At 71.3% G+C, this 13481-nt stretch carries 10 protein-coding genes; all 10 read right to left on the bottom strand.

The window, feature by feature from the left end:
• Positions 1–16: 16 nt before the first annotated feature.
• The gene (locus N4G70_RS32265) at positions 17–931 is read right to left on the bottom strand and encodes a replication-relaxation family protein (protein WP_261716348.1); all 915 of its coding nucleotides are present in this window, start codon (positions 929–931) and stop codon (positions 17–19) included.
• Positions 932–936: 5 nt separating this feature from the next.
• Complete coding sequence (locus tag N4G70_RS32260; RefSeq protein ID WP_315904320.1) at positions 937–3507, bottom strand: ATP/GTP-binding protein; 2571 nt, start codon at positions 3505–3507, stop codon at positions 937–939.
• Between the two features lie 38 nt (positions 3508–3545).
• Positions 3546–3749 carry a hypothetical protein gene (locus tag N4G70_RS32255; RefSeq protein ID WP_261716328.1) on the bottom strand — a complete coding sequence of 68 codons (204 nt, stop codon included), beginning with the start codon at positions 3747–3749 and terminating at the stop codon, positions 3546–3548.
• A gap of 467 nt (positions 3750–4216) precedes the next feature.
• Positions 4217–5383 (bottom strand): NlpC/P60 family protein, encoded by a 1167-nt coding sequence (locus tag N4G70_RS32250; RefSeq protein ID WP_261716327.1) that lies wholly within the window; start codon positions 5381–5383, stop codon positions 4217–4219.
• Positions 5380–8013 (bottom strand): hypothetical protein, encoded by a 2634-nt coding sequence (locus N4G70_RS32245; RefSeq protein WP_261716326.1) that lies wholly within the window; start codon positions 8011–8013, stop codon positions 5380–5382. Before N4G70_RS32245 ends, N4G70_RS32250 begins: the two co-directional genes overlap by 4 nt.
• Positions 8013–8378 (bottom strand): hypothetical protein, encoded by a 366-nt coding sequence (locus tag N4G70_RS32240; RefSeq protein ID WP_261716325.1) that lies wholly within the window; start codon positions 8376–8378, stop codon positions 8013–8015. Before N4G70_RS32240 ends, N4G70_RS32245 begins: the two co-directional genes overlap by 1 nt.
• Complete coding sequence (locus N4G70_RS32235) at positions 8375–11077, bottom strand: ATP-binding protein (protein WP_261716324.1); 2703 nt, start codon at positions 11075–11077, stop codon at positions 8375–8377. The genes N4G70_RS32240 and N4G70_RS32235 overlap by 4 nt, the downstream gene beginning before the upstream one ends.
• Positions 11074–11688, bottom strand: coding sequence for a hypothetical protein (locus N4G70_RS32230; RefSeq protein WP_261716323.1), 615 nt, complete (start codon positions 11686–11688; stop codon positions 11074–11076). The genes N4G70_RS32235 and N4G70_RS32230 overlap by 4 nt, the downstream gene beginning before the upstream one ends.
• Complete coding sequence (locus N4G70_RS32225) at positions 11685–12017, bottom strand: hypothetical protein (protein ID WP_261716322.1); 333 nt, start codon at positions 12015–12017, stop codon at positions 11685–11687. The genes N4G70_RS32230 and N4G70_RS32225 overlap by 4 nt, the downstream gene beginning before the upstream one ends.
• Positions 12014–12904: a conjugal transfer protein gene (locus tag N4G70_RS32220; protein ID WP_261716321.1), complete on the bottom strand. Its 891-nt coding sequence runs from the start codon at positions 12902–12904 to the stop codon at positions 12014–12016. The genes N4G70_RS32225 and N4G70_RS32220 overlap by 4 nt, the downstream gene beginning before the upstream one ends.
• Positions 12905–13481 lie beyond the last annotated feature (577 nt).

Genomic DNA, 13481 nt, shown 5'->3' with positions numbered 1-13481 from the left:
GACCACCGACGCGGGTTCACAGCTCGGTCCAGGAGCGGCGTTCGCCCCTGCCGTTGAGCGGCGTCCACACGGGGCCGGACGGGCCGTGGTGTTCGAGGTCGTCCAGGACAGCCGCGCCGAGCGGGACAGTACGGGCGAGTTGGGCAACGGCCGGGTGTTCGGCGGTCATGGCCTGGAGGTCTTCGATGCGGTGGGCGAGGGTGACGGGGCTGGCGCCGGTGAGGATGAACAGGAGGCGGGGGAAGACGGGGTACCAGCGCTGCCAGGCCGGCAACGTGTTCGCCTGGGCGGCACGCCGTCCCGGTGGGCCGGGGGTATAGGTGTGCAGGCGCGCGTAGTCGATGAGCTTGGTGGCCAGGCGCTCGCTACTGGTGGTGGCGCGGTCGACTTCGACCAGGGCGCGGAGCTTGGTGCGGCTGCCGTCACCGGTGTGCTGGACGTAGTACATCAGCGCGTCGGCGATGACGCGCTCACTGTCCCCGAGCGAGTGGGCGACCTCGGGAGTCCAGTCGAGGTAGCCGTGTTCGTCGCCGCGGCGGCGCGCGTCACCGACGAAGGCGAGGTGGGCCCGGACCACGGTAAGGACGTGCGGTGTCTTCATCGAGGCCGCAGACGCCGAAGTGATCGGGTAGGGAGGCCGGCCGCGCAGCTGGGGCCAGTCGCGGGTGATGCGGGCCCCGTCCGGGGTGAGGAACCAGGCGCGCCGGCTGTTGGACCTGGGGAGCACGGTGAAGGCGACCAGGCCTTCCTTGTGCAGTCGGCTCAGCGGCTTGACGATGTTCAGCCGGCTTGCCTGGGGGCGCAGCATGTCCTGGAGTTGCTGGTTGGTGGCCATGCGGTGCTGGGCCAGCGCGGCGAGCAGCTGATGGGGGAGCGGCTCGACCGGGCTGGGCACGAAGCATCCAGCAGGGGCATCGCGGGTGAGGGGCATCTCGGTCACTGGAACTCCTTGGTCGACTTGGTGAGCGGTACGGCGGCGGGCGCATGCTCGAGGAGGAAGGCCTGGACGCGCTGCTGCTGGGCTGCTGCACGGGCGGTGAGTTCGGACAGAGGCCGCACCCCTGCCGTCTTGTCGGCGGCCGCCTCTAGGGCGCGGAGCTTGCGAGGCTCGTAGAGGTCGGCGAACACCTCCTCCAGCACCGGGCCGTGAAGGAGGACAGGGCCGACGCGGCGGCCGTCGACGGTGAACTGGGCGTAGTGGTCGTAGCGGTCCAGGTTGGCGACATGCGTAGCGCTGGGCTGGTCGCCCCATTCCTCGGTGATGGCCGTGACCGCGGCTTTGGAGCCGGTGGTCGTCGAGAGCGTCGATGCGTTCTGGAGCAGCGACTGACGTACGGAGATGGGGAGTCGGGCCAGGAGCTGGGTCATGCCATGGATCTGCACTTTGAACTTGCGCAGGTCTTCGAACATCGCGGCGATCGAGTCGGCGGCGGTGCCGGTCAGGGTGATCAGTTCGTCGAGGTAGACCCGGAAGAGGACGCGCTGGTCTGCGGACAGGTCAGTGCGGGAGCGGCCGGCTCGCAGCAGGTCGCGGGCGAGGAGGGCGACCAGGAGTTTGTCGGTGGGACCGCCGCCGGCTGTGCATACCCACACGATCATGCGGTGGTCCATGGCGGTGCGAATGTTGTAGATGCCCTGTCCCTGGCCGAGGAAGGCGCGGGTGACCGGGTTCGCGGCCAGCCGGGCGAGCGGGTTGATCAGGATGTTGAACGAGTCGGCCGGGAAGGTGGGGAAGACGGTCTGCCACCAGGCCATCGACTCGGCGTCCAGGCGGTCGCGGACCGCGGCCAGTGCGCTGGTGCGGAATCCGGTGTCAGTGAGCAGGGTGCGGACCTGGAAGATGGTTGCCTGGTCGTGGGGACGCCCGGCCTGGCAAGCCAGTTCGTTTACCGTGGCCAGGACGGTGAGAGCCTCGGTGAAGATGGCGATGGCGCGCGGCGCGTTCGCGTCTTCCCATCCGAAGGCGGTGGCGAAGGCGTCGACGGTGTCCTCGACGATTTCGTGCCGGGGCCGCCCGTGGTGCATGCCGATCAGGTTCCAGGAACTGATCGGCGACTCGGGGCCGGTGGCTTTGAGGTCGATGCGGGCGATGCGGTCCATGAGGTGGTCATGGGCGAGGTAGGGGGCTGCGCGCTGCCAGGAGTCACGGTGAGGGTCGACGAACAGGAGTCCGCCGCCGGCGTGGGCGTAGCCGACGGATTGGACGAGGGCGCGTTCAGTTTTGCCGCCGCCCGCCTTGCCGACACCGACCTCGAAGAGGGTCTCGGCTGTGCGGGTGGCGACCAGGCGGCGTCGGCCGTCTGGGCCCTCGTACCAGCCCTGCAGCAGCAGGGACGGGTCGCCGGGCGTGAAGTCGGGCAGATCGACGGCGAGCAGTGGCATCCGGCAGTGGATGGTGGGCGGCTTGAGCAGTCCGAGCAGCTCGGTCAACTGGACCCAGTTGGCGGCCGGCGGCTGGCACTGGCCGGTGGCCCAGCGCCGGTCGAACTGACGCCGGTGCGGCCAGCGGTCGGCACCCAGCCGCCACGGCCCGATGCGCCATCCTCTTATGGCGAACCTGGCCGAACCGCCGAATACATCCAGCCCTGCCTGGATGCGGGCGAGATGGGCCTCGGCGCGGCCCTGGGTGTTGGAGGCGCATCGCACCAGGATCTGAACCCGCACCAAGTGGCTGTCTTCGGCGAGCTTGCCGAAGGCCTTGGCGGTGTCCACGCGGGCTGGCGGCGGCGTCATCACCATCCGACCGCCCTCGCGCGTTCGGCGGCCGTCAGGAGTGAGCATCTGGGTGAACTGGAAGATCCAGGAGTCCTCCAGCCTCTGGTGATCCTTGTGCATCCAGCGGGTCAGGCGCGTGGCCTCGCCCCGCTCGTTGCGCCGGGCGGCATCCAGCAGCTGCCACCGGCGGGCCTTGAGCGCCATCTTGGGGGAGCGCTGCAGGTCGATGCAGAGCTCGGCCACGTCTCCGAGCTGGGCACGCAGGTCAGCGACGGCGTCTACCAGCGGCTGGAGGGGGTCCGGTTCAAGGGGGACGTCCCGCAGGGTTGCGACCGGATTGCCGCGCAGCATGAACTCCGCCCGTACTTCGTGACGGCGCTTCTTCTCCGCCAGCGGTGCGGCCTTGATGACCTTGACGTGAGGGCTGAAGGGCGTGGTGGTCAGCAGCCGTTCGGCGCCTGCCGGGCCCTCGATGCGGTAGAGGAGGGGGCTGGCGCCGTCGGAGCGAAGCCGGATCCGCACCGCCTTCGAGCGTCGCGGTGCCCACCACGGCATGGAGGTGGAGGCTCGGGTCAGCTCGATGCCGCGGCGCAGGATCTGCTCGGTGGAGGGGTCAAAGTGCCGCGCTGGGATCAGATCGAGGGCCATGCGCTGTTGCGAGGCACGCGCGGCCATGTGGCGCAGCACCAGTTCGGTGATCACTGCAGCGATCACCAGGACCAGGAGCAGCAGCCAGGCTTGGTCAGTGAGCCACTCGATGGTGGCGAGCAGTTGGTGCAGGGCACCGAACACGGGGCCTGATGCCGTCGGTGTCGGTGTCGGTGGTGGGGTCAGGACAGGGGCATGGGTTGCCACGCGGTGGGTCCGTTCTGTGCGGGCGTGCGGGTGAAGGAGAGGTCGGTCAGGCGTCCCTCGGTGTAGGTGCCGCCGCGGTCGGCGCCGGCCCACACCAGGTGCACGACCACCCGCCCCGGGCGGGCGGGGTCGGTGCGGGCGATGGCGGCCTGGATACGGATGCGTGTGAAGGCAGGCACCACCACGTTCCGCGCGCCGGGTGGGAACAGGGACGGGAACGCGGCGCGGCCCACGCCGCTCGCATCGGCGGTCAGGAGCTGGCGTCCGGTAGCTACGAGTCGCTGTTCGTCGTCCGTGGGCAGATCGCGGGGCCACGACCGGTCCAGGAGGTGTTGGATGGCCGGATCGCTTGCCGGGCCGTCGCCGCGGGGCGGGACGGCTGACGGTGTGGTTGTGCTCGTGGAAGGGGTGGCCACACGGGACGGGGAGGCGGCGGGCGCGGCGGGCGGCCCGTCATGGCGTGACGCAGAGAGATGGCGGGGAATAGCTTGTGTGGGCGAGGGCTGCAGGCGTGCGGCGATTGTGCCGGGGGCGGAGGGATGCGGTGAGGGCATCAGCAGGGTGAGACCACCGCAGGCCAGCACTGCGGTGCACAGGGCGAGCGGCCAGATGGGGCGCGGCCGCTGCGACGGGATGTGGGGAGAGTTCACAGCAGCCTGGCCCCTCCTGCGAACCCCGACATCGCATCGACGGCGTCCAGGCGTACGGAGGCTCCAGGGCGGGGAGCGTTGACCATCTGTCCGTTCCCCGCGTAGATCCCGACGTGGTAGATCGTCGAGTCCCGGCCCGGAGCGTAGGCGTAGAACACCAAGTCGCCCGGGGCCAGAGCGTTTTGCCCCTGGGAGGCGGGGATGCGCCGGCCGGCTCCGGCCTGCTCCGCCGCGGTCCGCGGAAGCTGTACGCCGGCCTTGGCGTACGCGTACAGAGTCAGTCCCGAGCAGTCGAAGCCGGTGATGCTGGCTCCCGATTTACCGCTGGGTGAGCAGCAGCTGCCCGTGGTGGGGCCGGAGGCGGCGCCGCCGCCCCAGGAGTAAGGGACGCCCCGTTGGGACAGGGCCGCATCGAGTACGGTGCGCGCGGTCCCGGTCACGTGGCTCAGGTCGATGCTGGTCTTGGTGGCCGCCCGGTACTGGCGGATCCACCCGAGGACCTCGTCCGCGTATGTCCCGGACTGGTTGTACTGCAAGATCGCCGAGCGGAGCTGGGCCGGATCCTTTAGGTCGCGTCCGTTGCCGCACAGGTAGACGGCCGCGCCGAGGGCTGCGTCGTCGGCGTTGTGCGGGTCTTTGACGCCGTCGCCATTCGCATCGCGGCCCGCGCTGTCATCCCAGGTGGAGGGCAGGAACTGGAAGGGGCCAACAGCCCGTTCGCCCTGCGCGGTGCCGTCCCACCGCCCGTGGTCGCTGTCGGCGACCGCGGTGGTGTTGCCGCCAGCTCCGGAGCCGTTGAGGAGCACGCCGTAGATGCGCGGGGTGATATTGCCGTTGGCGGCGATACTGTGCCCGGCCGCGTGGTTGGACTCGATCTTCGCGATGCCGGCGAGGACCGGCCAGTCCAGGCCCCGGCAGCCCGGTACCTCGTGTCCGATGAGGGACGCGGCCTTCTGGTAGGCCTGCAGCATTCGGGGCGGGATGTCGGCGATGGTGCCGCCTCCTGGGTCGTTGCTGATGGCGGGACGCGTGGCGGCGAGCGCGGCCAGCGCGTTGAGGGTCCCGGCGAGCGGCGCGGCGCAGCACACCGCGGTGAACAGCACGAGCGTGAGCAGCACAGCCCACTTGGCTCGCCGGGGACGCGGCAGGGCGGGGAGCCTCATCCGCCGTCACCGCCCGCGTCCGGGTCGCCGAAGCGGTGGCGCATCTCGTCCTGGACGCGGCGGCGCTCCTCGGGCGGATCCCCGGCCCCGAGCCGGTCGATGATCCTGCGCCGCAGCGCCGCGGGATCCGGGGCAGCCGGAGGAGTGGGCGTGGACGGGGGTGGCGGCGTGGCTGGGGAAGCTGTCGGGCGTGGCGGTGGCGTGGCCGGCGGCATTGGGGGAGCAGCAGGTGCGCCGGGAGCAGGGAGGCCGCTGGTCCGCGGGGTTGTCGAGCGCAGGGTCCGGCCGGTGAAAGGAGCGGGTGCGCCCCGGTCACCGGGCTGTTCGCGCAGCCGCTGGGCGGCGGTTCTGCCGGCACCGGTCCAGGCTCGTCCGTCCTCGCGGACGGTGTTGCCCCAGACCTTCACCTGCTGGCGGGCGTCCTGGGTGTACTGCGAGCCGTGTCCGTGGCCGCGCCGGATGTTCTCCGGCAGGCCCCAGCTCGAGCCGTATGCGATCCGTCCCGCGCGGTGAAGGATCCGGTAGCCGCGCAGCCGCACGAGACGGTTGTGGGCGCGGGTGGAGAGCAGGGTGCGGTCCTGGTGCTGGTCGTGCAGCAGGGTTCCCGAGTCCCGGTCGGCGATGGTTCCGTCCGGATCCCGGTAGCGGTCCGCGGGCCCACGGCGACGGGTCAGGCCCCCTGCGCCCGCTTCCCCTTCCGTTTCAGCGCTGTCTGCATCGGCGTTGGGTTTGCGCCACCGTTCTAGTGCTTTGTCGTCCGGGCGGCGTCCCACCAGCAATCCCCAGGTACCGCGGGCGCCGAGCCGAAGGCCGGTGGTGGCCAGGGCGAGCGGTGCAAGGCCGCGGGAGGCCTCGGCCCCTGCATCGGCCAGCAGCCGGCCGGAGTCGACGGGCATGCCGGTGCCATCTACCAGCGAGGTCAGTGAGGCCATCAGCCGGTGGCGGGTGCCGAGTTGGCCGTAGGAGCCGGACATGGCCAGGGAGCGCAACCCACCGGTTCCGAGCCCCGCTCCGCCGGCGGAGTGCACGGCCAGGGCGGCGCCGATCTCGGAGGTGTCGCCGGGCAGGTGCGTGCCGCCGACCTTCGCGTAGCGCATCCGGAGCGCCAGGCGCTGTCCGAAGCTGGAGATGCCGCGCATCAGGGAACGGTGGAAGGCCAAGCCGACGATGCCCAGGACGTCCAGGACCAGGAGGCGTTCGGCCGGCAACTCGGGCCCGTCGGTGAACACCACGTCGATGCCGATGCCGTAGAACGGCAGGAACATGCAGCACAGGAACATGACCGCGACCGACATGATGAAGATGGCGGCCCATTTCCACACCGCCTGCCGGCTGGGGCCGGGCAGCATGCCCCAGACGAAGGAGATTCCGCCGACCGTGGCCGCGCCGGCGTCGGCGGCCTGGGTGCCGAGCAGCACCACTGACGCGGACAACGGGATCGCGCAGATCAGCAGGGCCGCGATGAACAGCATCAGGGCGCCTGCGGTGCGCCAGCCGGTCGGTTTCGCCGCGTACTCGGCGCAGGACTTGCCGACCGGCCCGGCCTCCTCCTTGAGGTCCTTGAGGAAGGCGGCGAACTGCTGGTCCTCCTCCGTCAATACCGGCTGGGAGGCCTGCAGCAGGGCATCGCCGGTGGTGAGCGCTGGCAACTGGTCGGCGTCGGGGCCCTTGAGCTGCCCGGCGGCGCCCTGCTCGCAGTACTGCAGGGCGGGTCCCCGGAGCAGGTCGCAGGCGTCCTTGTTCTTCTTGGGCTGGTTCTCGGGCTTGTAGCCGCCGGAGACCCATTTGAGGTGGAGGGCGTAGGCCTTTCTGTCCGCGTCGTTGGCGGGGTCCAGGACGCGGCCGTACTCCAGCAGCATGTAGCCCTTGACCACGAGGGCGTTGGTGAGGGAGTCCTGGATCGGGCGGGCCACCTCGGCCGGCGAGAGCGGTTTGGCCCCTTCGATCTGGAGGCACTTGAGTTCGGCGTTGCCGGCCATGCCTTTGCACGGTCCCTGATCGCTGGCGATCTTCCCGCCCCAGTAGTGGGAGTTGACGGTGTCGCGGGCGACTTCGGCGGCGGCCTGCTCGGTCTGGGCGAGTGGCCCGTTCTGGGAGAGCAGGTAGTCGGGGCGGACGAACGCGGATGCGGCGAGCGCGCCGATGACCAGGGTCAGGGCGATCTCGCCGAGGCCCTTGCCTGCCTTGCCCCGCACGAACAGGATCAGCCCGAAGACGAACGCCCAGGCCAACAGCAGCCCCTTGAGGCCAAGGGTGTCCACGACGGCGTGGTTGTAGGCGTCGGCGGCTTTCTGTGCCGGGTCGGCCAGCATCTTGAGCAGCGGAAACTTGAAGGCGTAGCCGATCGCCCAGCAGGCCAGGCCGACCACGAGCCGCAGCAGGGTGAACAGGCCCGACATGATGAAGGCGTACGCGTTGGACTTGAAGGAGAAGACGCTGCCGCCCTCGGCCGACAGCTCGTAGCCGTTGATGGGGACGCCTTCGGAACTGGTGATGTTGAGCGGGGAGAGCATGTCGCCGCCGCTGGTCTCGGCGGCGTGCGCGACCTGGGCGTTGACGAGCAGGAACACCACGGTGATCAGCGCCGTGAAGCAGGCCGAGCGCAGCCGGCCACGATCCAGCCACCGCATCAGCGCCTCCGCCGTCCGCTGGAGCGCACCGTGTGCACGAGGATCAGTCCGGCCGCCGGAACCGCGAGGCGCCAGGCGTCCGCCGCACCCGTTCCGTCCGGTTGCGCACCAGAGGAGGTGGGGGCGGGGGTGTGGGTGCAGGAGTCCTTGGCCGGTCCGGTGATGAGCGCACACGGTCCGGCGGACGCTGCGGGCGGGGTGGGGTTCGGGCCGGCGGCGAACGCCGACCCGATCTGGGGCCACCATGCCTCGGGGACGCCGACCGTCGCGCCGAGGGCGATCACGGCGGTTAGTACCGCCAGGACGGCGAACGTGCCGATGGCCTGAGCCCGGCGCCGCGAGCGCTTCCAATCGCTGCCGGTCATTGCACCTGCTCCCTTGCCGTATCGGCCGAGGGGAGGTCCGCGGCGGCGGGCGCGGTGTGGTGGCCGGGGGTTGTGGTGATGCCGGCCTGGATGCGGTGCAGGCGGGGGATGGAGACCTTGACGCGGCAGGTGTTGCCGCGCGGTGCGGTCAGGAGCATCTCGCCCTTCCTGCTCTGGTTGCGCAGGGGTGACAGATCGGTGGTGACGATCCGCATCAGCTCGGGATCGGCGGGGTCGAGACCGATGAACTCCAGGCCGCGGCGGGCGATCTTGTGATCCTGGGTGCGGGAGAGCGCGCGGTAGGCGAACAGGCCACGGTCGGGGCCGAGTTCGTTCTCGTCCTGGGCGCCGGCGAACAGCCCGGCGTTGTGCTTGCGGCCGTCGTGGAGGATCTCGCTGATCAGCGCGGTGCCCTCGGCTGAGTTGGTCAGCCACCACAGCTCGTCTGCCGTAATCGCGCAGAACCGGCTCGGGTCGGCGAACGCGGTCTGGCGGGCCAGTGCCGCGACCAGATACAGCACCGCGCGGCCGATCAACGCTTCCAGGGGCTGCTGGCGCAGTACTTCGGGGTGGGCGAGCGCCTCCCGCGGCGGCAGGGTGAGCCCGGCGGTGGTGATCACGATGAGGTCCGAGTCCAGGTCCTGCTTGAGGCGGACCGGCGGGAGGCTGGGGTCGAACACCATCTGCGCGAGCGGGTTGGAATCGACGATGCGCATCAGGTCGACCAAGGTGGCGGCCGCCTCCGTGCGGGCGCCGTCACCCCCGCTCGCCATCGTCTTCAGGTGGTCCATCACCTGGTGCATGGACGGGGCGGCGCTCTGAGCGGCCTGCTCAACCGCCCGGTGCAGCACGCCTCCGGCTGCGGTCATCGGGCCGATGCCGAGCTGGAGAGTGAGGTAGCTCAGTGCGTAGTGCGCGCCCTGTGCGGTGCCGGGAAACATACGCAGCGGGTCGATGGAGACTCCGGCCGCGGCTGCGTCGATGATCTGGCAGCGGTCCGGGGCCGCAGAGCGGGCGAAGGTCGCCCACTCGCGCAGCGGGGTGCGGTCGATGCAGATCGCCCGCCCGCCACGGTCTACGGCGGACTGGGTGAGCAGCTTCAGAAGCGCGCTCTTGCCGCCGCCGGGATCCCCGCTGACGGCGAAGGAGGCTGAGGCATCCGTCTTGGGGGCATCCGCGATGTTCAGCAGCACCGGCCGGGTGGTCCCGGTGTCCTGGTCGAAGCCGAGCAGCATCCCGTTGGGGTCACCGGCCTCAGTGAGCGTGAGGGCGCCGTTCATCGCCCAGTCCTCGGAGACCTGGTGCTGGACGAATTCGCGCAGCGTGGGCGGGCGTACGGTTCCGGGCAGGCCGAGGGTAAAGAGGGCTTCTTGGAGTCCGGCCGGGCGCACCGCCCGGTAGTCCGCCCCGGCCAGCAGCGCCGAAAGCGCCCGGGAGCGGGCGTCGCAGTCGGCCGCTCGGGCGGCCCACACGCTCAGCACGGTGACCGACTGGACCTCGACCTCGATCGACGTCCGCGACAGCCGGGCATCCAGTTCACCGAGATCGCGGGCGGCGTCCAGCAGGGTGGAGGGCATGCCGGTGGGGCGCGCGTCGTACTGGTCAGCCTGGTCGACGAGTTCGTTCTTCTTGCGCTGCACCTGCGCCTTGGCCTTCTCGGCCGGCACCAGGGCGAGGTCGATGCAGTAGTCGACGGGAAACGCCAGCCCCTCCAGCTGCGCGAAGAGATCGGCCGCATCAGCGCCGACAGCCGGGGGGCACTCGGCCAGCGCGAGGTGGGCCTGATAGCCGCAGCCGTCCTCCGTCTCGACCTGCAGCCAGCGCCGTCGCAGCGGTGAGGAGGTACCCCGGCGCCACCACGGTCCGCGGGCCGCCCGGCCCGTAGTGGAAGCGACGTCGTCTTCCTCGCCGTCCGCGGCATCCCCTTCGACGTCGCCCTCGGCGGGGGTGATCCCGCCTTCGAGCAGACGGATCTGGCCGAGGTCGGCGTAGCTCGGCGAGCGCAACTCCCCGCCCTTCAGGCGCCCGCCGTACAGGGCGCTGGACTCGGCCTCGGCCAGCAAAGGCTCCGCCAGCCCCCGGCGCAGCGCGTGCTGCACCATCCACACGACCTCCGCCGGGCGCGCCGGGCGGAAGGAGACCGCGCCCGACAACTGCGCCTCGATCTGCTCGGCCTGGCGCCGGCAGGCGGTCACTTCGCGGCGGGTGACCGGGGCCGGGGCCAGCCCGAGCTGGCTCGAGAGGTCGGCCCACACAGCCCCGACGCCGACCGCCCAGGTGAGCGCCCTGTTCTCGGTGTTCAGCGGCACGGCCAGCCACAGCGTGCGGCGGTGCATCTCCTGGCCCTCCAGGAGGGTGAGCGCCGCCTCGGCGGTCTCGGCCCAGGGGTGCTGGCCCACGTGCCGGGCGGCACTGCCGGCCTGCGGGTCGACCCCGTCGAGCATCCGCAGCGCGACTTCGCCCGGATCGACCTGAGCGCACAGCCCGTACAGCCGGGGCGTCCCGGACAAGGAGCGCACCAAGTGGGTCGCCTTGGACAGCAGTTCCTCACGGACTTGGGCGGGCAGGTAGGTGCCCTGCACCGTCTCGGTGCCCGCTCCTTGTGCGTCGGGTCCGCAGTGGAGGCGGTAGATGGCCCACACCCCGCCCTGGGCCGACCACAGCAGATGTCCGGCGAGATGACGGATCGGCACCCTCACGACCGCACCCCCTCATTCTGGCGGGCAGCGGCCTGGGCGAGCAGACGCTGCGCGGGGGAGGCCACCTGCACCCGCGTCACCGGCGCCGGGCGGGCAGCGGCCCGCGGCCGCCGCACGCGTGGTGTTGTCGGTGTCCGCAGTCGGCGCACCCGCCGAAGAGCCCTGTCGGTGCGCTCGGGGGCGCTGCCCGCCCGGCCGGTAGGGGCAACGGCCACGTCGTCCAGTTCCAGGTCCTCGATGGGGAAGCCGCCCCGCAGAAGGCGCGGTGCGCGGTCGCGGGCGGTGCGGCCGCCGATCCGTCCGGCGGCGGGCTGCGCCACCAGCGTCAGCCAGCCGACTGCCGCCGGGAGCGGGGCGCGTCCGGCGAACTTGGGGCGGCGCACCGCCCAGATCGCCACCACCCACGCGGCGAGGGGGAGCGGGCCAAGCCAGCTCCACCACGTCACCGTCTCGATCAGCAGCAGCCCGCCGACGGCCGCGACCGCGATCTGCGCGGGCGTGTACGGGCCGAGTGGAATCTTGAAGTCGGCGACCTTGCCCAGGACCCACGGGTGGCGGCGGGCTGTGGTGTAGAAGCGCCCGATGCGGGGCGCAGCGCTGTGTGTACTCACAGCTCATCCCCCGTCCGCCGAAACTTCGCGTCGAGCGGATGCACCGGCACCACCAGGGCGGGGGCCGACTTCTTGGTGGGGTTCTTGATCTGATCGGTGAAGATCGCCGCGAGGTCGTCGCGGGATGAGTAGATTCCCAGTGCGATTGCCATCAGCAGCAGCGCCCCGATGCCGGCTTTGATGGAGAACCGCTGCACCATGTAGACGACGACGATCACGATCAGGGCGGCCTTCAGCCCACGGGTGCCCCAGTTGGTGAACATGTCGATCCACGAGTTGCCGAGATCGTCCAACTTCCCGGCCAGCACCACCGAGTGCACGGTGTTCACGACCGGCCACCCCCGCCCGCAACCGACGCGGTGGCGAACGTGGACACTTCCCAGCGGCCGGCCCGAGCGGTGAGCGTCAGCTCGTAGGCCAGCGGCCACGCCCCCGCCTTGTCGCGGGCCGTGATCTGCACCCGCACCCGCACCCTCGTGCCGTCCGCCGGGACCGTCTCGGCGGATGCCGCCTCCTCGACCGCGGCGGCCTCATCGACCTGGAGATCGGTGTACGACGTACCCGACAGCGCCGCGAGCTGTACCCCCGGGGCCAGATAGCGGTCCACCTGACCGAGCCCGGTGAGATAGGCGCGCAGGAAATCGGCGACGGTGGCGGCGAGCACCCCCTTGGTCGGCAGGCTCACCCCGTATGCCGACTCCGGGGTCTTCGCCGTCGTGGGGCCGGCTACCTGACCGGGCGCCCCGGTGACTGCGAACGAGCCCCCGTCTGCGCCGGCCACGATGGGCACCGCGAAGTAGCGCACCGAGAAGTCGGCGTACTGCGCAGCCACCGTCACCGACCACTGCCCGCCCTCGCGCTGCGCACTGCGCACCGCCACTGCGCGCTCGAGCACCGGTTGCGCACCCTCCGGTCGCGGCAGCGGAACCGACGGCGCCAGGGCCTGGGCGAGGCGTGCCTGCGCACTGGTCTCGTCGTTGCTGGCGCTGCGCAGCCAGGCCGCCAGGTACAGCTCGGCATACCCCGACGGATTGGCGGCCGCCGGTGTGCGCACCGTGCTGCTCGACGGCGCCGGTGCGGCCGCTGCCGGTGCGGCGGGCGACGGCAGGGCCGCCGCTGCGAGGGCGAGAGGGCCGCACGCGAGCGCGACCCACACCCCCCAGCGCCCGAGCCGGACCTGGCGGTGCATCCGGGCCAGGGCTACCCCCGCAGCCATCGGCGGCTCTTGGCCGCCCGAGGCCTGTGTCGCAGGAGACATGTGGAACTCCCAGGTAGAAGCGGTGTGTTGCTACCTGGACGAAACCCGCCACCGCCGACCGATTCGCCGACCGATCTGCCCCCTCCACGATTACGAAGCGGCCACAAAACCGTGGAGGGGGCAGCGGAGGGACCCCTCCACTGCCCCCTCCACCCCTCCGCTGTCCCCTCCACGGCGGTCTGACCGTTCAGCCACCGGCGCGCCACGGGATCCACCCCGGACGCCGTGCGGCCGGCGCCCGAGGAGTCCATGGACGGTGCGCGTTTCTCGCTCCGTGGGCCGATGCGCACCCGCCCGGGTTCCGGCCAGGCCGTTGAGCTGAAGGGGCCTGCGCATGGTGAGGAGAGCAAGCGACCGAGTGCGCAAACCCGCCGCGAGGAAGCCGAGCCGGTCCACTGCGCATCCAGCGGTGCGCAGCGCGACTGATGGACCGGTGGCGACCGGGGCGCTTCGATCACCCGCGAGTGCGCACCGCCCGGGCTGGCCGGTCAGGGCGAACCAGATCCTGCTCGGCGCTGTCCGTAAAGAACGTCAC

The sequence above is a fragment of the Streptomyces sp. ASQP_92 genome (assembly GCF_025399895.1).
In the GTDB taxonomy this organism is placed as follows: Bacteria; Actinomycetota; Actinomycetes; order Streptomycetales; family Streptomycetaceae; genus Streptomyces.
The sequence above is the reverse complement of the archived record's forward strand: the minus strand, read 5'-3'. Positions and strand labels throughout refer to the sequence as shown.